This is a genomic window from Myxosarcina sp. GI1(2024) (assembly GCF_053543375.1).
In genome coordinates, this window is the sequence record NZ_JBKGTY010000007.1 from 184,507 (window position 1) to 203,743 (window position 19,237).

At 41.4% G+C, this 19,237-nt stretch carries 33 protein-coding genes; 17 read left to right on the top strand and 16 right to left on the bottom strand.

Going from position 1 to position 19,237, the window contains the following annotated elements:
• Positions 1-14 precede the first annotated feature (14 nt).
• The 4 genes from ACLFKQ_RS22480 (at position 15) to ACLFKQ_RS22495 (ending at position 1,360) form a co-directional block, all read left to right on the top strand.
• Positions 15-296, top strand: a complete 282-nt coding sequence (locus ACLFKQ_RS22480; RefSeq protein WP_449001948.1) for a hypothetical protein — start codon at positions 15-17, stop codon at positions 294-296.
• A 45-nt stretch (positions 297-341) separates the two neighbouring features.
• On the top strand, positions 342-602 hold the full coding sequence (locus ACLFKQ_RS22485) for a hypothetical protein (protein WP_449001949.1): 261 nt from the start codon (positions 342-344) through the stop codon (positions 600-602).
• Between the two features lie 24 nt (positions 603-626).
• Positions 627-827, top strand: coding sequence for a hypothetical protein (locus ACLFKQ_RS22490; protein WP_449001950.1), 201 nt, complete (start codon positions 627-629; stop codon positions 825-827).
• A gap of 266 nt (positions 828-1,093) precedes the next feature.
• The gene (locus ACLFKQ_RS22495) at positions 1,094-1,360 is read left to right on the top strand and encodes a hypothetical protein (protein ID WP_449001951.1); all 267 of its coding nucleotides are present in this window, start codon (positions 1,094-1,096) and stop codon (positions 1,358-1,360) included.
• A 435-nt stretch (positions 1,361-1,795) separates the two neighbouring features.
• Here ACLFKQ_RS22495 and ACLFKQ_RS22500 read toward each other — a convergent pair whose 3' ends face one another.
• From ACLFKQ_RS22500 to ACLFKQ_RS22530, 7 genes are all read right to left on the bottom strand, one after another.
• Positions 1,796-2,443, bottom strand: a complete 648-nt coding sequence (locus ACLFKQ_RS22500; RefSeq protein WP_449001952.1) for a hypothetical protein — start codon at positions 2,441-2,443, stop codon at positions 1,796-1,798.
• 537 nt (positions 2,444-2,980) lie between these two features.
• Positions 2,981-3,880 carry a class I SAM-dependent methyltransferase gene (locus ACLFKQ_RS22505; protein ID WP_449001953.1) on the bottom strand — a complete coding sequence of 300 codons (900 nt, stop codon included), beginning with the start codon at positions 3,878-3,880 and terminating at the stop codon, positions 2,981-2,983.
• Positions 3,881-4,271: 391 nt separating this feature from the next.
• The gene (locus ACLFKQ_RS22510) at positions 4,272-4,955 is read right to left on the bottom strand and encodes a hypothetical protein (RefSeq protein WP_449001954.1); all 684 of its coding nucleotides are present in this window, start codon (positions 4,953-4,955) and stop codon (positions 4,272-4,274) included.
• A 135-nt stretch (positions 4,956-5,090) separates the two neighbouring features.
• A complete protein-coding gene (locus ACLFKQ_RS22515) occupies positions 5,091-5,312 on the bottom strand; it encodes a hypothetical protein (RefSeq protein ID WP_449001955.1) in 222 nt (73 codons plus the stop codon).
• 66 nt (positions 5,313-5,378) lie between these two features.
• Positions 5,379-5,507, bottom strand: coding sequence for a hypothetical protein (locus ACLFKQ_RS22520; protein ID WP_449001956.1), 129 nt, complete (start codon positions 5,505-5,507; stop codon positions 5,379-5,381).
• Entirely contained in the window at positions 5,508-5,699 is a 192-nt protein-coding gene (locus ACLFKQ_RS22525) for a hypothetical protein (RefSeq protein WP_449001957.1), read from the bottom strand. It abuts the gene before it with no gap.
• Positions 5,700-5,723: 24 nt separating this feature from the next.
• Positions 5,724-5,975 (bottom strand): hypothetical protein, encoded by a 252-nt coding sequence (locus ACLFKQ_RS22530; RefSeq protein ID WP_449001958.1) that lies wholly within the window; start codon positions 5,973-5,975, stop codon positions 5,724-5,726.
• A gap of 148 nt (positions 5,976-6,123) precedes the next feature.
• On the opposite strand from ACLFKQ_RS22530, the gene ACLFKQ_RS22535 reads away from it, so the two are divergent.
• The 6 genes from ACLFKQ_RS22535 to ACLFKQ_RS22560 all read left to right on the top strand — a co-directional run bounded on the left by ACLFKQ_RS22535 (position 6,124) and on the right by ACLFKQ_RS22560 (position 9,517).
• On the top strand, positions 6,124-6,453 hold the full coding sequence (locus ACLFKQ_RS22535) for a hypothetical protein (RefSeq protein ID WP_449001959.1): 330 nt from the start codon (positions 6,124-6,126) through the stop codon (positions 6,451-6,453).
• Positions 6,454-6,525: 72 nt separating this feature from the next.
• The gene (locus ACLFKQ_RS22540; protein ID WP_449001960.1) at positions 6,526-8,268 is read left to right on the top strand and encodes a DEAD/DEAH box helicase; all 1,743 of its coding nucleotides are present in this window, start codon (positions 6,526-6,528) and stop codon (positions 8,266-8,268) included.
• 146 nt (positions 8,269-8,414) lie between these two features.
• Complete coding sequence (locus tag ACLFKQ_RS22545; RefSeq protein ID WP_449001961.1) at positions 8,415-8,564, top strand: hypothetical protein; 150 nt, start codon at positions 8,415-8,417, stop codon at positions 8,562-8,564.
• A gap of 21 nt (positions 8,565-8,585) precedes the next feature.
• Positions 8,586-8,897: a hypothetical protein gene (locus tag ACLFKQ_RS22550; protein ID WP_449001962.1), complete on the top strand. Its 312-nt coding sequence runs from the start codon at positions 8,586-8,588 to the stop codon at positions 8,895-8,897.
• A 39-nt stretch (positions 8,898-8,936) separates the two neighbouring features.
• Entirely contained in the window at positions 8,937-9,206 is a 270-nt protein-coding gene (locus tag ACLFKQ_RS22555) for a hypothetical protein (RefSeq protein ID WP_449001963.1), read from the top strand.
• Positions 9,207-9,217: 11 nt separating this feature from the next.
• On the top strand, positions 9,218-9,517 hold the full coding sequence (locus ACLFKQ_RS22560) for a hypothetical protein (protein ID WP_449001964.1): 300 nt from the start codon (positions 9,218-9,220) through the stop codon (positions 9,515-9,517).
• Between the two features lie 206 nt (positions 9,518-9,723).
• Here the strand turns inward: ACLFKQ_RS22560 and ACLFKQ_RS22565 are convergent, their stop codons facing one another.
• Positions 9,724-10,494 carry a hypothetical protein gene (locus ACLFKQ_RS22565; protein ID WP_449001965.1) on the bottom strand — a complete coding sequence of 257 codons (771 nt, stop codon included), beginning with the start codon at positions 10,492-10,494 and terminating at the stop codon, positions 9,724-9,726.
• Positions 10,495-10,550: 56 nt separating this feature from the next.
• A complete protein-coding gene (locus tag ACLFKQ_RS22570) occupies positions 10,551-10,946 on the bottom strand; it encodes a hypothetical protein (RefSeq protein WP_449001966.1) in 396 nt (131 codons plus the stop codon).
• A 73-nt stretch (positions 10,947-11,019) separates the two neighbouring features.
• Here ACLFKQ_RS22570 and ACLFKQ_RS22575 point away from each other — a divergent pair, with 73 nt between their 5' ends.
• Positions 11,020-11,328: a hypothetical protein gene (locus ACLFKQ_RS22575; RefSeq protein WP_449001967.1), complete on the top strand. Its 309-nt coding sequence runs from the start codon at positions 11,020-11,022 to the stop codon at positions 11,326-11,328.
• Here the strand turns inward: ACLFKQ_RS22575 and ACLFKQ_RS22580 are convergent.
• The 7 genes from ACLFKQ_RS22580 to ACLFKQ_RS22610 all read right to left on the bottom strand — a co-directional run bounded on the left by ACLFKQ_RS22580 (position 11,314) and on the right by ACLFKQ_RS22610 (position 15,778).
• On the bottom strand, positions 11,314-11,715 hold the full coding sequence (locus tag ACLFKQ_RS22580; protein WP_449001968.1) for a hypothetical protein: 402 nt from the start codon (positions 11,713-11,715) through the stop codon (positions 11,314-11,316). The two genes, ACLFKQ_RS22575 and ACLFKQ_RS22580, sit on opposite strands and share 15 nt — an antisense overlap.
• A 75-nt stretch (positions 11,716-11,790) precedes the next feature.
• Entirely contained in the window at positions 11,791-12,162 is a 372-nt protein-coding gene (locus tag ACLFKQ_RS22585) for a hypothetical protein (RefSeq protein ID WP_449001969.1), read from the bottom strand.
• The gene (locus tag ACLFKQ_RS22590; protein ID WP_449001970.1) at positions 12,162-12,515 is read right to left on the bottom strand and encodes a hypothetical protein; all 354 of its coding nucleotides are present in this window, start codon (positions 12,513-12,515) and stop codon (positions 12,162-12,164) included. Before ACLFKQ_RS22590 ends, ACLFKQ_RS22585 begins: the two co-directional genes overlap by 1 nt.
• Positions 12,515-12,817, bottom strand: coding sequence for a hypothetical protein (locus ACLFKQ_RS22595; protein ID WP_449001971.1), 303 nt, complete (start codon positions 12,815-12,817; stop codon positions 12,515-12,517). The genes ACLFKQ_RS22590 and ACLFKQ_RS22595 overlap by 1 nt, the downstream gene beginning before the upstream one ends.
• A gap of 118 nt (positions 12,818-12,935) precedes the next feature.
• A complete protein-coding gene (locus ACLFKQ_RS22600; protein ID WP_449001972.1) occupies positions 12,936-13,904 on the bottom strand; it encodes a major capsid family protein in 969 nt (322 codons plus the stop codon).
• A gap of 70 nt (positions 13,905-13,974) precedes the next feature.
• Positions 13,975-14,508: a structural cement protein Gp24 gene (locus tag ACLFKQ_RS22605; RefSeq protein WP_449001973.1), complete on the bottom strand. Its 534-nt coding sequence runs from the start codon at positions 14,506-14,508 to the stop codon at positions 13,975-13,977.
• A gap of 37 nt (positions 14,509-14,545) precedes the next feature.
• Positions 14,546-15,778 (bottom strand): DUF2213 domain-containing protein, encoded by a 1,233-nt coding sequence (locus ACLFKQ_RS22610; RefSeq protein ID WP_449001974.1) that lies wholly within the window; start codon positions 15,776-15,778, stop codon positions 14,546-14,548.
• 111 nt (positions 15,779-15,889) lie between these two features.
• Here ACLFKQ_RS22610 and ACLFKQ_RS22615 point away from each other — a divergent pair, with 111 nt between their 5' ends.
• From ACLFKQ_RS22615 to ACLFKQ_RS22640, 6 genes are all read left to right on the top strand, one after another.
• Complete coding sequence (locus ACLFKQ_RS22615; protein WP_449001975.1) at positions 15,890-16,678, top strand: hypothetical protein; 789 nt, start codon at positions 15,890-15,892, stop codon at positions 16,676-16,678.
• A 171-nt stretch (positions 16,679-16,849) separates the two neighbouring features.
• A complete protein-coding gene (locus ACLFKQ_RS22620) occupies positions 16,850-17,485 on the top strand; it encodes a hypothetical protein (RefSeq protein ID WP_449001976.1) in 636 nt (211 codons plus the stop codon).
• A gap of 74 nt (positions 17,486-17,559) precedes the next feature.
• On the top strand, positions 17,560-17,772 hold the full coding sequence (locus ACLFKQ_RS22625) for a hypothetical protein (protein WP_449001977.1): 213 nt from the start codon (positions 17,560-17,562) through the stop codon (positions 17,770-17,772).
• 171 nt (positions 17,773-17,943) lie between these two features.
• Positions 17,944-18,597, top strand: coding sequence for a hypothetical protein (locus tag ACLFKQ_RS22630; RefSeq protein ID WP_449001978.1), 654 nt, complete (start codon positions 17,944-17,946; stop codon positions 18,595-18,597).
• Positions 18,598-18,659: 62 nt separating this feature from the next.
• Positions 18,660-18,848: a hypothetical protein gene (locus ACLFKQ_RS22635; RefSeq protein WP_449001979.1), complete on the top strand. Its 189-nt coding sequence runs from the start codon at positions 18,660-18,662 to the stop codon at positions 18,846-18,848.
• 90 nt (positions 18,849-18,938) lie between these two features.
• A complete protein-coding gene (locus ACLFKQ_RS22640; protein ID WP_449001980.1) occupies positions 18,939-19,127 on the top strand; it encodes a hypothetical protein in 189 nt (62 codons plus the stop codon).
• Positions 19,128-19,237 lie beyond the last annotated feature (110 nt).

The window sequence follows — 19,237 nt, forward strand, 5'->3', positions numbered from 1 at the left end:
AGGAGAATTTAACCATGAATAATCAACAACATTCCGCAGCAATTGTATTTCTAATCCCAGCGATTGCTATTTACACAGCCTTCCGCATCCTCAGCGAACTTTCTGTATTCATCTTCAACAGAGCTATCTTACCGATCTGGGAACGTAGAATGAACTTGGCTCGCTACTACCAACTAGAAACCAGCTTTCTTAACTCGATCCAAGAGATCTGGCAATCGATAAATGACTACATCTTAAGTGTCTATCATACTCCATTGAGATGGCAATTTCTAACAACTAATCTTGACAACCCTTAATTTAGTTATTAGAATAGAGACAAGAAAACAGAGAGGAAAACAACCATGACTAACCAAACAATCGCCACCAAAGACCAAGACAACATCTCAATCGTTAAAGTAGTTTACGCCACCAAGTTTAGAGAAGGATTCAACGGCAGAAACAATAACCAAGGCTTAAAAGTTGAAGACACTTCTACCCGTTTCACTTACTGGATTAATAACTACAACCAAAATAACCCCATCAAAAGATTTGACTACCTCAGAATCGACGCTAAAGGTAAATTTCAGAAAATCTCTTTCGAATCCGCTAACTCAGACTGGTAAACCACCAAATTAGATATTAGAAAAATGACATACTTAGAGCTACTAAAAGCTATCGAAACGGCAAACGCTATATACGCTAAAGCGTACGGTAAAGACCACGATGACTTCGTATATATCGAGCTAGATCGGGAACAGGTTATACGCGCTTACCGAAACAGTAACCCCAAACTATATATGGGGTATATAGCTGAAATCGACGAATATGGTCACTTGATAATAAACTAAACTATAGGTATTAGAAAAATGACTGGATATACAGAAACCGCAAAAACCCCAATTATTCGCAGCAAGCAAATCAATATACCTCACGTCACTAAGGGAGGCATCGAAATCCCCACCTTCTAAACTATAATCGGATTTCACTGGATAAAAGGCAACGTGACTAGAATGAGATTCCGCGATCGCCAAAGACAAAAGCTAATGGATTTTGAGTTCAACCTCAGAAGTAAAACTACTGCTTATATCGAACGCAACATTTAATAGGCAAGACAATGAAAAACTTAGAGATATTGAAAAAACTAATTGAAGAGTGTTTTCGCGGCGAACGCGAGTTTAAAGATACCTTCGATGATTACCACAATCCCGTAACTTTAATCAATTGGGTATCACCCTATGTCGGTAGCTCCAAAGCTGAAGACATCCAACGGTATTTTGACCTCGATGAGTACGACTACAACTTTCTCTTTAACCCCAAATACGATATCGGTGAAGTCGCCCATAATTACGAAACAATGACAGGTATCGAGCTTGACATTTAGATTTTTCTTCCGTGTTAGTTGTCATAATAAAACCCCAAATTAATACCTGGGGTTTTTCTTTCTTCTATATAGTGGCGCATAATTGGATATCTCGGAGCCATTCCTCGAAAACGACCTGAACATCGATATCGAAGTTTCTGTAGGTCTGAAGGAATTCTAGGGCGGCTTTACGGCTAATTTTAATAATTTTAACCTTCCTGTCTTCCGTTGATAATACCCACTGGTGTGGGTGCGGTAAGAAGATGGAGATATCCTCGAATTTATCCGCCTCTTTTTCAGTTTTAGAATTTACATATATAAGAGTTTGTCGAGCTTGGGTGAGCTGGTCGAGGTTTCGACGTTGCTGGATAGATGCGATCGCTTGTTTGATTAAATATTGAGGCTGCGAACCAAAGTTTTGATAGTTAAACCTCGGGTCGCTACATCTAACTTGTTCTACTTCCCAGTAGAGCTTACTCCAGTCGCGTCGACTCCAGCCTTTCCCTCAGGAGCTTCCTCAGCATCATTTTGAGCTTCTTCTGACTGAAGTGCTTGGGGGTCAACGCCGCCATTAGCTTCTTTGGAGATGAACTTGATAATGGCGTTGATTTGGCTGTTACGTAGACTAGCAGTCTTGCCTAAAGTCCATTCCGCATCGTAGCGAGAAAGCAAGAAGAAAGTAACGCGCAACCAGTTAACAGCTTGGTTGTTCTGAGCCAAACGGAATAACTCGACTAGGCGTTTAATATCTGTAGCGTTATCATCTTCGAATTTTTGATATTCTCCAGTTACTACCAACTCTTCGGAAGGTTCGAATAATTGAGCGATCGCATCAGACATACTCTCTAAACCGCAAGTAGTCATTAACTTCTTAGCAAGATTACGGATAGCTAATTGAAGTTCAGAAGTCTTAGAACCGTTCATTGATTCGATAGCTTCGAAGAACCAAGCTTCTCGTGATAGGAGTTCATCGTATACGGGGAACTCAAAGCCAGCTACATTTTCAGTAACTCCGTTTTCAGCGGGGGAGATTTCGAAATCAATCGAGAATGGGAGCTTGTCACGTAATGCTTGGTTTTGTGTAAATTCTAAGAAAGTAGTCATAGCTGTAAATCTTTTTCATGATTGTTTGCAACTAATAGTAATTCCAAAAAAATAACCCCTCATTTGAGGGGTAAAAGTGTTATTTTAGTGGGTTTAGTCAGATAAGATATTAGCTTTTATATAGGTTAGCTGCTTGAGTTCCGGCTTTTTTAGCTGAGTTGGTAGCGTGCCTACCATTTCTATATCTACCTTTGTTAGCCTTTAGCTTCATCTCCTCTAAGTGCTGGATAAATATCATCGCATCTTTTTGGGGTCAAGCCGAGATACGTGTAAAATCGTGCCACATCTCCCTGAAACCATTGACACACAGGGCTTTCAATTTTTGACTTTTCACGACTCTTGCTTGTCTGCTAAGTGCTATTAGCAGAAGTGAATTAACGAAAAACTGGGGTTCTACGTCTGCTAATGCTCTTGATAAGTGCCATTTTTCATGTCTGCTAAGGTTAGTGGCATGATTTTACATGAACCTCGGCTCAACCCCTAGTAAACGCAAATCAGTGTTTTCGTTAACATTAATAATAGTGAAATACAAAGCAGTTACTCCAAAGCAGCATAACTAGTTCGGCTAGGAGTAGCCTTTCTGCCAATGTAGAGAAAATGGTCGCTCATCCCAAGACCCTCTGGGGTTCTGCCCGTTTCTTCAATCAAATCTAACCAGGCTTCTATCTCTTCGGAAGCAAGCTCTTTTATAGCTTCTGGCCAAGGGCTAGCAAAAGACTCTACACCTGTCAGAGTAACTTCCTGAAATTTTGCTTTTAACAATTGGCGCAATTCTTGACAAGTAGTAAGATGCGCGTAGCCAAGAGGAGGTACGTGGATAGGATCGACATTCCCATTTTGCAATAACTGCTGGTGGAACTCTTTGCGAGTTAACACCTGCTGAGGAATAGAACGATACTGTTCTCTAAAGTAGGCTAGACGATTAATACCCGCAGCCAAAAGCAAAGCATCTCGTTTCAAAACCCTGTAAGCTTCTCTAATTGCCTGTTGTCTTTCTTCTACCATACAAAGGTGATAGAGTGGTCCAAGAAATAGCAAGGCATCAAGCCCTTCTGTATCTAGGCAATTTAAGTCAGTTGCCGAAGCTTGGTATACTCCAATGACTTGCTTGTAAAGTTTGAGTTGCTTAAGTCTAGCGCAGGCAGCTTCAAGCAGTTTTTCGGAGATGTCAATTAGGTAAAGCCAGCAACCTCGTCTTGCCAGCAACTCTGCGTAGTGTCCTACACCTACTCCCACATCAGCAACAGTAGCCCCATCAGGTATCCATTTGTTTAGGTAGCGAGTAGTTATCGCTAGTTCAATGGGAGCATGCTGCGATAGACGAACTGACTCATAATTAAAAATTGATTCATTGTAGTGACGAGCCACGCTCTCTTGCTTTTCACTCAGTCGCTCCATATTATTTTGCTTGTCTCTTTGTGCGTTGGTTATTACCACTTAACATTAGCTGCAATTATTCAGTAAACAGCCTTTAGGTTCATTTAAATAACGACATTACGCTGAAAGTCTGATTCTAACTCGCCCGGTCAGAACCGCCTGCGAAGCGAGTTTGTTCTAGCTTTCTATGCCCAATTTAAACGCTAGAACAAATAGAACTTTCACCCTGACTAAGCCTAGATAACGACTAGGGAGAAATCTATTGTACAATGTAAAACAATGTAACCTAAAATGTTTTTATTGTTAAACAATCTGCCTATTCTTTGGAGGTGACTAGGCTAACTTTCTCGCTTTACTCTAATTATTTATAAACAATCTGTATTACATTGTTAGTAGTTTAAGCTACGGCGCACTAACTATTTGTTAGCAAATTGAGCCTATACAAAGTTACTTAACTTGTAAAACAGTTTGTTTTACAATATAACTTAAACAAACTGTTTAGTTTTACAAACTTGCTAACAAATTCGTTATGCTCTCTTAGAAAAGAAGTTAGTACCTCGTTAATTTTTTGAAATACTTTATGACCATTGATAGCTCCGTGAGATGCTCCAGTTTCTTGTATCCACTTTTGTAAGCCCCAGAAACGCTTTAAATACTTCTCATGCTGTATCGCATGGTCGGTTACACTTTCGGCTGTCTCAGGTGATTCTATGTTGGATATAGCCTCTTTTGCGACTAACTCGGGTGCAACTTCCATTAAAACCATTAACCTAAATCCAGCTTGAGCTAGTTTCTCTTGTAAGGCGATCGCAGTCTGCTTGGTTTTTTTGTTAGCTCTCCCCGTCGCTAAAGAGCTTAATATCTTAGGGAGGTCATCTTCCACAATTAGCGCAACAGTCTTTAACCCATATTCAGTATACATCTCAGCCTTTTTTATACTAATAGCGCCACTGCTTGAAAGCTTATTGCACAGTCTAGAAACTGTAGACGCTGAGCAACCCAAGAATCGACTGAGGCTATTGTAAGTTAAAGCAGTTTTATCTGTGTGAGTAGAGTAGTAAAACTCTGCTCCATCTTCTTTACGGATTAGGTGAATGCCGTTGTGACTACCCAAGATAACTGATTTGTTATTCATGGTTGTTTCTAATAACTAATTAATTGGTTTACAGTTACAATATTAGTTATTAGAAACATAGACGTCAAGATCGTGGCGTTTTATATATTAATAATACACTACTTGTAGGCTGCGAATCCCTGCTGTGTAATGGTTTCAGCTTACAATATCGAGCAAAATATTCTGAGCTTTACCGGCAAAATTCTTTCTCAGTACGTTATCAGGGAGCGATACTTGATACTCGTTTTTCTTACTCGATACCTTAATTACTTTACGGGTAAGTGCTGGGGCAAAATAAGCCAGTTCAACCTTAATGCTGCCGCCCACATCTTCACATCCCCAAAGAATTACTCTATCGTTTTTGTCTTTTAAGATCATGGCTATATTATATAATAAAGAGTCGGTTGACGGCCTTCCACCCTTATCCCGTAAGGGTTGTAGCGATCAGTCTGAATCAAGCCAAGTTTTATTTAGGCTGTCAACTTTGGCACAAATTTTAACTACGAGGTACTTAACTACCTCTAGTAAAATGCCGCCAATTAGAATATCTAGTATCAGTTCGTTATTAGTCATCTATTCATCCCTATTGCTATTCGCGATCGAGGCAGCACTGCCAACCAGGGCGCCGATCGTTCCCACCATTGCCTCGCTTTTCCGTAATTCTGGTTTAGCTACAAAAGCTGCGAGAAAGATTAAAGAGGTGCTCAAAAACGCCAATGGCATTAGAGCATTAACCTTGGCGATAAACTGGGGTTTCTTTTGCATGATTCGATCGCAAACAAAGTACGGCTAATAGTAAAGCTCGTCTTTAAATCCAGCAACTTCGAAGCTAACGGGTTTAACCTGCTCTGTCATGTCAAACCATTCGCAGGGTTGATATTTAGGTCGACAAAATATCCCATCGATCTTTGTAAGTCCCGGAGATAACTTCAACCAATAAGCCCAAGACGGCTCTATGTGGATTAACTTATCTTCGTATCTCGGATTGCGAGTAAATATCCAGTCTCGTAATTCCCCTTCTCTTCTAAGCAAAATAACCATACACGCCTATATTCGATGCCTGTTCCGACTTTATCTAACAAAAAAGCTCATGACAAGATATTCTGTTCGATCTTGTGCGACCTTAATTCTGGGTTGTCATCAACTAAATTAGCAATTAGAATAGGAAGTAATTACGGAGGAAACAACCATGTTATTATCAAAAACCCAAAACAATATCGACCGCTTTATTTTCGCTAACCAAGATGGATACACCATAGTCAAACCCCACGAGCGCAAATTCCACAGGATTACAATCCAAACTACTGAAGATGAACTGTCACAAATGCTCAATACTATTGAAGATAAAGACTTAGTTGATGTAAAGCGATTAAGAAAGGGGGTTTATAAGATAACTTTTGTTGATTTTGAAATCCCTACCGAGTTTTTCCCTACCTACCCCAAAGCTCAGGCTTATATCTCAAATAACTGGGATAAGTATCAAGAGGCGCTAGCTTTACCCGAAGATCCCGAATTTTAACTCGACACCAACTAAATTGGTTGTTAGAATAAAAACTAACAACCTTTGTTTTATACCACTAACACGACAATCATGAAATTAAGAGACTATCAAACGCAACTAATCAAAGACATCTACACTCAATTCAAATCTGGAGCTAAGCGAGTATTAGCTTCATGCCCGACCGGAGGTGGCAAGAGCTTGTGTCTAGCCCATATCGTCAAAGATGCGATCGCCCGTAAAAGGAGAGTGCTGATTATCGTGCATCGTAAGAAACTAGTAAGCCAACTAAAGGGAACTATCCAAGCTTACACAGGGCATAAGTCGGCTGTTATCGCTCCAAAGTATAAGCCCGACTATGATAATCTCGTGCAGATAGCAATGGCACAAACTTTAGACCGTCGCGAGCTACCGAAGGATATCAGAGTTATATGTGTCGATGAGTGCCACATAGTTAGCCATTTTGACGTGGTAAAACGCTGTCTTGATGAATATAGCCCGAATGGTATTTGGGCGCTCTCAGAGGCATATTTGATTGGCTTTACTGCTACTCCATGGCGAACCAATAAGAAGGAGGGATTCTGTACCATGTTCGAGCGGAGTGTAAAAGCTCCTAGCCCGCGCTGGATGATCCAAAATGGCTACCTAACTAATCCTCGTTTATTTTCCTACCAGTGTTTAGATACCACCCAACTAGAAGTTGATGGCAGTGGTGACTATACAGTTAGCTCGTTATCTCGCGTCTGTAACGATGAGTATAACGAAGATGTAGTAACTAAGTGGCAAGACTTATGCCTTGAGAAAAAGACTATTGTGTTTTGTGCAAGTGTGAAGCAAGCCAAGAGTTTGAATGCTATCTTTGGCGATCGCGGCTTTAAATCCGAACTCATTACAGGCAGCACCAGCGACAAAGTGCGAGAGGAAATTTTTGCTCGGTTTAAAACAGGTGAAACTCAGATTTTAACTACGGTAAGCACCTGTACTGAAGGATTCGACGAGACAAGCATTGAAGCGGTTGTCATTGCTCGACCAACGCGATCACCAGCTTTGCTGATTCAAATGATTGGTCGCGGAATACGCTTGCACCCAGGTAAAAACGAGGTATTTATCATCGATTGTGGGGAGTGTATCGACTGGTTGCAGTCAACTAAGATTTGCGGCAAAGAAGTAGACGACCCAATCGACTTATCCCACTTCAGCCTATGCCCATCGTATAAACCCAAAGCTAAAGTAGAAGAGAAGAAGTGCGAGGCTTGCGGTGAAATGATTCCCATCTTTGCCAAAATATGCCCGAGCTGCGGCTTCGATATCCCTCCCAAAAAGAAAGAAAAACCTAACCTGGTAGAGTTTCCCGAGCTCGAGGAAATCTTTACCAAGCAAGGTAAGAATCAGTTTAAGTTTCTGCGGTTTGAGATTGTAAACCTTTTTGAAAACAAAAGCAACCTGATGTCAATTTTTACCGACTTTCACGGTAAATTTGGCTTTTTACCTCCTCACGACTGGTTTTTGGGAGCATTATTTAACTTCAAAGAACCCGAGTTAAGCGAGCGAGCTTATCGTTTAGCACTCAAGGAAAACAACAAAGTAGATAACGATTGTATAGATTTCCTAGTTGACCTAGAGTTCGGCAAGTTAGGCCGTAAATATAAGCTACCCGGGGGTGAACCTTATACCCGCAGTGCAATATCTCAAGAGGTGTTTGACAGTTATAGCTACTTAGGAGTCAAAGAGCGTAATGAGAAGTCTATTAAAGCAGCTTATCGAGCCAAGGTAACTCAAACTAAAAACAGTAGACTGGTAAACCTAACACTCAAGCTTTGTTTAGAGAATATCTAATCTCAATACTTACTAAGTAACAATACGCACCTCATTTAGGGGTGCTTTTCTCATTTTAGTTGATAGATTAAGTATTCTTCTCGATGTCGTAGCTTTTAGTAGTTAGCTAAATTGGTAACAAGAAAGACGAGGTACCACTAAACACCATGGACGACGCATCTAGAAACCTAATCGCCGCAATTGCCGCAGCAGCAATGTTAGTTTACTTAGCTACGACTAAACACCCACAACCTGCACCACAACAGGATAACCCATTTAACTCAAATGCAATGATTAGAGATGCTGGTAGCCGCTAGCCACTAAATTAGTTATTAGATATGAAAAGTAGACAAGAGCTATTCGATTATTTCCCGGAAGAAGTCCTTAAAACGATGTATAGCGAACCAGACTTCTGGGAAGAGTATTATGACTACAAGGCAATCATCCATACTTCTAACCCGTGGGATTTATCCCTTATCGAGTCAGGAATGCCTGTAATTACTAGATTAACTGGAGTCAAAGGCAAAGCTACTGACTACCATACGACCGATGTAGGCAAAGCCAACGGGTGCATTGAAGTAGAGTTTGCAGATGGCAGCAAAGATTATTTCTACCCCCATCAACTAAAAAAAGATATTGACAGCCACTAAATTAGCTACTAGAATAAAGAAAAAGAGAGGAAACAAACCATGTTAAATGAAACACAAGTAAGAAACTTAATCGTTGATTCCTACAGAGCTTTGTATTTACTCAAGCTCCCACCAATCGTCTACACTAAGTTAAGTAAGTACGCGAGAGTCTTGACACTTTGGGCGAGAATCGAAGCTCTTTTCGATGTACTTGGCAGTAGGGAGAAGTACGATTCACTCAAGATAGAGGCGTTTAATAGCTTTGCCAGCAAAACCCGCGAAAAGCTTGAAGACCTTTACCCAAACACTAGACCGGAAGATTTAATTTAAGGAAACAAACCATGGATAGTTTTCAATTATCAAACTTAATCGTAGAGAACCTAACCGAACTGTATAAAACTAAAGCAGCCGAACTAGAGTTTCCCGTAACTACAAAATTCTTTACATCTAGGCTCAGCTTCCTACACGGAGCGATCGTAGCTTATGCTCACACTCTAGCCGAGAAAGACGATGATGACTTAATAAACCTGATTATTGACAAACGCAGAGAAGATGCTTTCGACGAGCTAATACCTGAAACTCAAGAAATCCTAATCGAAGCCGCCAAACAACAAGACATATCACCCCTCTACATAGTATAGCCATGACTTACGAATTTTTAGCTACACTAACCCTGCCCGAGATATCTCGAATACACGCCCGAGCAATGCAGATGAGAGACAAAGAACTTGAGAGAATGACTCGTAACGTAGTGCTCTGGAAGACTTATAAGAAATAAATAGATTTATCCTCCAAAAACAAAACCCCTCATTTGAGGGGTTTTTCTTATTCTAAACTAATTTAGTAATTAGCTAGCGTAGGAAACCAGACCAGAAAGCTTAGCAACAGCTTCTAAGTTAGCCTGGTCTTCAGTGCTGAGGTTCGCATAAGGAGCAGTCAGACCTTTTCTGCCTTGGTACGCCAAAGTGAACTGAGGCTGTTCAAGGTTACTTTGGGCGCCGTCAACGTTAAATCCGTTAACTTGAGCAACACCAAAAGCGTGCATCCCGCTAGTACGAACGATATGAGCGTAGATATTAATCGTTTGCTCGGAGGCGGGGAAAATAACTTCCCAAAGTGCTTTATCGTCAGGCCTGGAGAAACACTGAATCTGGGGGTTAAAGTCACGTTGAACTTTAACAGTCGAACCATCGATAGTGTTCAAGTCAGTCCTAGAGGTAGTTTGTGATTCAATGTTGAAAGGAATGTTCATCGGGCTTAAGATTTTAAGCAACGCCCAAGTGGTAGCCTCAGAAGCAGCAGCAACAGTAGTCGTCAAAGCTTCTACAGGGACATCAGTAGCGGTACTACTAACGGTAGTGTCAGCAGTAACAGTAAGAGCTTCTTCGGTAAAATGAAGAACACTACCTTTTCTTAAGAAAGTAGCCGTTTGATCGGAAGTCAAAGAGATAGTTTCATCGCCCGAGCTTCCTTCAGTCTCTACAGACAAGGTGTGAACTTGAGGTTCTAACGCCGTAGTTGAAGGTAGGTTAGCAACCAAAAGGATAGAACCAGCGTTTAAAACTTGGAAGTTGTTTACTGGTTCGGGAGAGAATCTTTCAGCGTAAGATTGAGCCATAATAGTTTATCTAAAAGTAATGTTCGCGATACGTATCATGGCTAATAGTAGGCAGCCTAAATTCTCTCGCTAATCCCATCGGCTCTAATAGTCAGTACGTACATCGGTAGAGTCTTCAATGGGTCTGACTGGGGCACGTCATTCCCATAGCTACGATGAAAGAATCTGTGGAGTCGGTCGATCGCAGTGAACCAATTACCTTTATCATTGCCATGGTTGACTATCGCTACCTTCCATTTCTCACAGCGATGAAAGTAGGTATCGCCGTACAGGTAGTTATTTTCTGTGGTGGGGAAGTTTGGTATGATAACCTCAACACCAGAGACCTTTAAGTTATTTGGTGGGTTGCCGATGGCGATCGCTCTATCTGTATGCCCGTTTGGATACGTGTAAGTTCCCAATTGGTCAGGGATTGCTTCGATAATTAAATCTTTTAATTCTTTAGGAGTCATGTTGACGCTCAAATTAGCTGCTAGTATAATCAATAGTATAAGACGCAAACCACTAAACGAGGCAATAGAAAAAATGTTTGATAACTTTGAAATTTTAGCATCACAAGCAACAGACGAACAACTAGACGGGTTCATCGAGACACTAGAGAGAGAAGAAAGATTATCACCGTATGACTTAAGTTGGCTATCTTGCCTCAGAGTAGAACGGAAAGAGAGGCTTCAAGTAGCTTTTGCTCAATCATTAGATGCAACCACCCTTTCAGAAGAAATTAGAGATGTCACGATTAGAATTGAGCTAGACTTGGCTACTTCCAGCGATGTTGATTGGTTGTGTATCGTTGAAGATGAATGGAACTCTAGATACCCTCTAGCTGCTCTCTAAGTTCTTTTTAAACATTTGACCGAGATCTACATTATTCAAAGCTACCGAAATCCAGTCCCTCCCGGGCACATAGCCGAATTCAGTACGCCTACCGAAATAGACCTCTGCAGCAGGTGTATTGCCATTCCCATCCCACTCTAAACGAGCCGAGAAGTTACCAATGGTAATTTTTTGGCTCGTTTTTAGTGAACCCGTATCAACGATGTTACGATTGGCTCCGATGACCAAGCTACCATCACTTCGCACAGTTCGCCGCCCTTCAAATCCCGCCCAATAATTAACTTCGGTTATTGCATCCCTATTTGCCGCGTCAAAAGCCAGGGCTGTCTTTTCAAATGCCTGTTGATACTTCTGTATTACTTGTCTTTTAAATGATTTACGTCGCATATAATGACCAAACAACCAAAGATGTGATTAGAGCGATGCCAAGGATTAACCCGATCGCTCCGATAATAGTGAGAATCATGCCAGTAGTACCCCTTCAATTGAGATGCCGAAAAAGGAATCCAAACCAAGTCTACTTGGCGCAGTAGGATAAATATAGAACTTACCTTTTTGCCCATTAGTAAACTCGATATCTACTGTAGTTCCTGGAGTGAACCAATTGGGGAGGCTTGAAGGTGAAACAAGTCGCCCTGTAAAATAGTGCCTCGTGCGATCGACACCTGGGATATTCTCAACCCTAGGCTCGACAGTATCCTTCTCTAAGCTGGCTGTAATTGACTCGCTGGTAGAAACATCATTAAAGACAGGTTCGCCTGTTATAGCGTCATATTCGACCAGTGTAGACTGTTTTTGAGTGTAGGTTAGGGTAGCGTTAGCAGTGTAAAACATTAGCAGTAATTAAGAAAAACGGGATACTTGGCAAGTAAGTCTTCTAAACGCTTGCCGTAGGTTGTACTCTCAAAATCAAATAAGTCAGCAGTAGGCTGATACTTAACCGTATCGTGCTTGGTTTTAATCTCGATCGCTTTACCCCCTGGAGTTAAGGTACTCAATCGGTATACTTCGAGCGAGTGAGCGATGTGAAGGCAGGTGGCATGTTCTTTGACTGCTGTAGTCGCAGGTAAACCCGAATAAGTATCAGTCTCGATAATCGTTTGCTCGACGGTATCTTGTACTTTAATAGGATCTAACGCGGCAAACTCTGAGAATTTAGTTAAAAAGCTTGCTAGTGTAATAGCCATTATTCTTCTCCTGTTTTAGCTACAGTTTTCCGGGTAGATCGTCTGGTGCGAGTAGTCTTTTTCGGCGCTGGAGTCTCATCTTCTTTGACTTCAGCCACTTTAGCTGGAGTCTTACGAGCAGCTTTGGGCTTATCTTGGATTAACTCAATAACTCCAGATTCAACTAATCTTTTAAAGCCTTTAGCATTCGCTAATGAGTCATTAGCTTCATTGATACCTGGTTCTAATTTATAATCTTCTACAAAAAGAGTTTTAACAGGGTTAGGTTTTAAGTTGTTAGGGAAATAGTTAAATTTAATCATGCCGTTTTATTATATAATAAAGAGTCGGTTGACGCCCTTCCGCCCTTACACACCAAGGGTTTCAGAGATTAGAGTAAAAAAAGTAAACCCCCATATCGGGGGTTTATTAAGTCAGTGATTAAGCACTAACTTTAGGGATGTCAACGTAGGTCATTGCATCTGGGTAGTGGATAATCGTCTCAGAAGAACGTAAGGAAGCGAATACTTTGTACTCAAACCCAGAGAGCTGGGGAGGTAAGTAGTCAGGAGCATCCATTAAACGCTCAACAACATCAGCATTGTTAGGAATGAAGACTAAACGGTCATCGTTAGTTCCAGCAGCCTTAACACCAAACTGCTCGAGTAAAGCAGAGTGAGTTTCTTGAATGGGGATAATTCCACGAAGGTTTCCACCAGATTGAACACCGAAGCTTTCCATAATCGCGCTCATAACGCTTTGAGTTCCGTTGCTGTTGAATTTGGAAGCCCAGATATACTTAAGCTTGTTGGGAACCATGATCCAAGCGATACTTTCGGTGAAGTTGTTACGAGTTTCAGCGGATTCTAAGTGAAGACTAACGAAATCGATGTGATCCTGGAAGCTTGTACCACCTGCATCAGCATCAAAACTTGAATCAACAACGGGGACGTTGGGGTTGTTGAACAAACCATAGCTATTGCGCTTAGCAGTACCAAAAATCAACATCTGGTGAACAGCTTGACGTAAACCTTGGTCTACTTTGGCAGCTTTCATCAAGTTGATGTTACGGCCAGCTTTAGCAGCGGCAGCCAGCTCATCGATACTGTAGGAATATCCTAAAGTGAATTTGTGGATGTTGAAGTTAGCTTCAGCGATCGAAGTACTAACCATGGGAACGTTGTCAGACCCAGGAGAATACTCCTTAGCTTGACCGACTCCTTCCATGATTTCTTCGACGACAGTAGTTGCACCATCTTCTAAACCGGGGCGAGCAGGAAGGTAAGTTCCTTCTTCCGCCCAGAGTTTAGCGTATTTGCGGCTATAAACTTGAGGCAATCTTTGCTCTAGTTCGCGGGATAAAAAGTTACCAGCGTTAGTGATATCGGTAGCGTCGTATCTAATAGTCATTGTATGAATTTCTGTAGGGTTAACAAATAATCTAGGTGGCTAACGCCTAATAATAGGCGTTAGATTAAACTTAAAGGAGAGGCGATAGGTCGAGTTCTAAACGAGCTAGCCCGCCAGCAGCAACGTCATCTAAAAGACGAACGTTGGAGATTGCATCAGCATGTTCGGTACTCGAAACATCATCAACATCATCACGGATACGACCGATAGCGTCATAAGCTCCAGGCGTGCCCTTCATCGCATAGCGAACGAAAACAGCATCACCACGGCTCATGGCTACTTCAGCACGAACCCAAACAATACCTTTAACAAGGTAATGAGCGGGATACTTGGAGGGGATTCCAGAAGTACCGTCAGCATTCTTTTCCCAAACGTCTTGAATAGTCGTAACGCCTAAGAAGGTTTGACCATCAGCAGAAGGCAATTGGATTTCTCCAGCTTCACCGCTAGGCTTAGCAACTACGAAACGACCGAAAGGAATCAAAGCGTTACTAGAGTTAGTAACTTCGTCTTGAGTTCCTTTGATGAACGTGTAGCTCTGGAGTGAAGCGATTTGACCCTCGAAAGCGGGGTCTAATTGGTATGCACCAGCAGAAATTGGCATTTTAAAAATCCTTGGTAAAGTTTGCAAATAATAGTAGTTAGTTGCCCATGCGAGCAGCTAGGTAAGCATCACGAGCGGATTGAAGACTATCTTGTTTAGGAGCATCTGCACCGTCATTCAAGATTTCCTTAACTACGTCACTTTGAGTCTTAGCTTGAATGGGCTCAGGTTTTTGGGCATCCCATAAGCCAGCGATGTAGTTTTCGTTAGCAGCGTCAATCTTCTCAGCTAAGTTAGGAAGAGCTTGTTTTAGGTAAAGCTTTTGGATTTCTAAAGCAGACAGACTGTTGTCGCGCTTAGCTTCACCAATTAAATGAGGCTCGACTAAAGCCCACATATCTAATCTGGATTGAACTTCTTGAGCGATCGCTTCAGCGTCTAAACGCGCACCATTTTGCTCGGCTTTAGCTTCTAAGCTGTCAACTTTACCTTCTAAGGTAGATTTTTCAGCCTTGAGAGCTTCTAACTGTGCTTCTAGTTGACCTAGAGTTTCGGCTGAACTAGAAACTTCAGCATCTAACTTGCTTTGTAGGTCTTTAATAATTTCTTGTACGCGCTCTGCATCTTGACCTTCGATAGTCAGGATAGAGTCGTTATAAACAAATTGAGTCATAAGAGTTACTGTAGGTTTTTTCGTTTCCTGATTAATAGTAAAGCCGCCCAAATCAGCAGAGTCGAAAGTAGCGACTTCGACCTTGTACCCGTCTAAATCTGATTCGTCAGTAACAAAAGTCGCCTTTTTACCTGCTCTCGGGTTAACTACAGCCGATAAATGATTTGATACAATATTTCTTTGCTTAGACGTATAGGGGTATTTTTTACCTTTACCGCCGCCCATTACATCTTCGTCATCTATCCAATACTCTTCCGAGTCAGTGCGATCGACCTCAGCCATATACCCACAGCTAAAAAAACGATGCGAGGTTTGAATCTTTTTAATAGCATCCTCATCGATGACTTTTATGGTACCGATGAGCCAGCCATCTTCATACCGAACCCCGCTTTGCACCCAGCCCACAGCATAATTCTTAGTGTTTTCTGCGGTTAACATCTCCTTTGGATGGTTGATAGTCAAAACAGTATTCTCAAACGAAGCTGCACTAGCTCGAACCTCTTCAGGAGTTCTCAATTCATTGACAATTTGACCACTACCATCGAGGTATTTTTGCGTCCCTGAGCGAGCCATTCTCACTTCGGCAATTAAATAACCCTGGTCGTCTATGCGAGCATTGTCACATCTGACCAGATTTTCCCTATATTCTAAAGTCATAATACTTCAATCTAGTGTATACGGCTAATAGTAGATTGACATCCCCAAATTAGATGTTAGAATCGGAAGTGCAAACCACTAATTTACTAATTTACTTATTAGGAAAACACCATGAGCTTAATTCACGTAAATCGAATTGAAAAAGATAACGTAGTCGCATATGTTAGCAACGAAGGAGAAGCTAATTTTTCCGCTGCCACGGTTAGAGGGATACTAGACTGTAACCCGAACCAAGCTAAAAGAATGTTCGATGCAACCTGCCTTACAAATGAGGATAGAAAACAGGTTGAAATGCCTACAGAGAGCGGGTTGAAGCTGGTTTACGTTTTGCCTGCAAAATATCTCCCCGAATGCTTGACTAAAGCCCCCAAGTCGCTACAGTCAAAAGCGGTAATGGCGGTAGCCAAGATGGCAGTTGATGGGGCTAATCTTTACCTCCGCGACCTGGCTGGCTATAAAACCACTAGTGAGCTTCCTGGTACTGCTTCTGAAAAGAACTGCTACTTCGATGACTCCGAGCAGCAAGTACAAAACAAACTAAGCCAGAAGTGCTACAACGAAACTCAAGCTAAACAAGCTTATACCGTTTATGACGTAAAAAGAGCCGAATACGGCTTCAACAAACAAAGCACCACAGAAGTCGAGGCGGCAAATGCTACCATTGGCAATCTAAGAGCCGTTATCAGACTAAACGAGGAAAAAGATAAATCTCTCGTGCAGAATAAAGCTTGTAATATCATGGCTAAACAAGCTCGCCATACAGTAGTAGCTAAGAATGGGGTTAACTCTATACCCTTTGATAGTTACCCTAAAAAGGAACAAAAGCTAATCGAAAAGGGTTTGCACCCAGTAACTGGTAACCCTAGTTCTAAGTGTCCCGTTTTAATTGAAGGCAAATAACTAACCACCTAAGTTAGTTGTTAACCTCCCTACTTGGGAGGTTTTTCATTTTTAAGACAATCGCTGTATCCTTTACCTAGTAAGGCTGGAAGGCCGTCAACCGACTCTTTATTAATATATAATGACTCGCTTCGCTCGTTTGTACTATTGGATAAATTAACGAGTAAGAGTATGATTATTGAATTAGTAGCATTATGCATTCAATCGGATTTTGAGACTGAGTGCCCTAAAGAATCCGTACTTAACCCCAGTCAGTACGAGCAAGTAGAAGTTTATTTAGAAGTTAAGCTCGACCGAGAGTTAACTATTACCTATAGTGGTCGTTCGTTAACTCACTACGCCGGAAAGTGGGGTTCAGTATTGCCTCGTGATATAGAAGACGTAACCAAGTTCTATCGCGATCGCAACCCCGAGCTAGATGGCAAAATGCTGGCTTTTGTTGCCCCTAAGAGGCTAGTTGGAGCAGATGCTATGGCTTTACCTGAACCCAAGTTTAGAAGCCTATATGTGTCATCTGGTGTGGATATGTATGATGCATTGTTTGCCCATGAGGTCCTACATAATTTTGGTTTCTCTCACTCGTGTAAGGAATTACCTCAACGATGGGGATACCGCTCTTTAAGTAGATTCAGACGTTCTCTAGAAAGATGGAGAGAAGATTGTAAGCCATACCGTAACGATATAATGCACCCAATGGTTTGCCCAGACGCCAACAGCTTAGATGATTGTGGTTTCCTTGGCAACCATACTCACAGCCAGCACAAAAAGCGGGGTTTCTTCCAAAGAATATTTAATTTCATTTTCTAACAACCAACTCTTGACACCAAGTTAGTTGTTAGATTATATTAGACATATAGAAACAAAGCAAAGGAAAACAAACCATGACTTACCAAAACCTAGCCGACCTAACCAGAACACAACTACTCGAACTACAACAAGAAGCTATCTACAACCAAGACACTGAATTACTAAGAAAAATCGCAGTTTACCAAGGATACCGTAGTTTCAATGCTAAAGCTCACAACTTACCCCCTGCACCTCCAAATCCCTTCAAAAAGAGTCGCGATCGCGATGTCTGGGATTTCGCTCACTAATACTATTAGACACTACAAAAATCAAATGCAAACCACAGAAGTTCAAACTAATAACCAAATGGTGGCTGCAAATAACCGCCAAGACCAGATGCCTCCCTCGATAGCTCTACTAATGACCCTCATCGTTTTGAGCCTCTGGATACGTACAAAAGACTTTAGAGATTAATTAAAATGGTACAACACACAACAGTAGAAGGAAGACGCAAGCATTTGACACCTTATGGCCAACTGCCTGGTGTCACAACCGTACTATCCAACACCAAGGATGCTCGTAGCGTCGCAGCAATTGAAGCTTGGAAGCAACGGGTAGGAGAGGAAGAGGCAGAAAGAATTAAGAATGAAGCTTGCGACAGAGGTACTAAACTCCACAATACCATTGAGAGCTACTTAGAATCGCCTACAACCCCTCTGAAGATGGATGAGAGTATATTTCCCCTCTTTAAGCTGCTTAGACCTCTTCTAGACGATTTAGATGAGGTCCTACATATCGAAGTAGACACCTATCACCCCCTTGGGTATGGAGGCAGTGCTGACTTGATAGCAATCAAAAACGGCAAGCCTATCGTATTCGACTGGAAAACTAGCACCAAACCTAAAAAGCGCTCCTATATCAAAGACTATATTCTTCAAGTTTGTGCTTACATTAGCTCTGCTAACTACGTTTTGGGAACCAATATCAACAGGGGAATGATTGTAGTTGTAACCCCGGGAGCAGCAAAACGCCAAGAATTTAGAATTACTCCAGCTCAGTATGAGAAAGGTTGGGAAGAGTTCAAACAGCGCTTAGCTCTGTATCAACAAAAGTTTCCCAATTCAGTATTTTAACGGATTAACACTCACTAAATTAGTTGTTAGGATAGCAGCATCAGAGAAAAGGAAAACAAACCATGTTAACTCAAGAACAAATTAACAAGATAAATGACGAGTTCCTCGCGGTAATGAAATCCTTAGAAGAGGGTCACGATACCGAGCAGGCACATGGTCTAGCTGATGATTATTTAGTAGAAATCCTATACAAGCTAGGGTTAAACGAAATAGCAACAGCGTATGAACAAGTTGATAAATGGTACGCATAACACGGGGAAACAAGCCATGAGCGCATTAATCCTATATTTACTTTTCGTAGCTTACGTAGTCACTTTATTTTTATCCCCAAAGGAGGGACCATGATTACAGCATTTTCAGTTTTTATCTCAGTTTTATTCGCTAACCTCATCTCGGTCTACTTAACGGTTAAATTCCTAGCCTTCTTAACTGAAGCGATGACCGGAGAAGTAGTCAAGTCTCAAGAAGATATCGATCGCGAAAATGAATTTTTCACCTCAGAGTACTATAATCGGGAGTTCTACAACTAAAATGTTTGAAACACAAGTTATTTTTATCGATGGAGTTATAATCGGTCTATCAATCTCAATCCCGTTAGTTAGTTTACTCCCTAATCAAAACTTTTTAATTAGATTTCCTT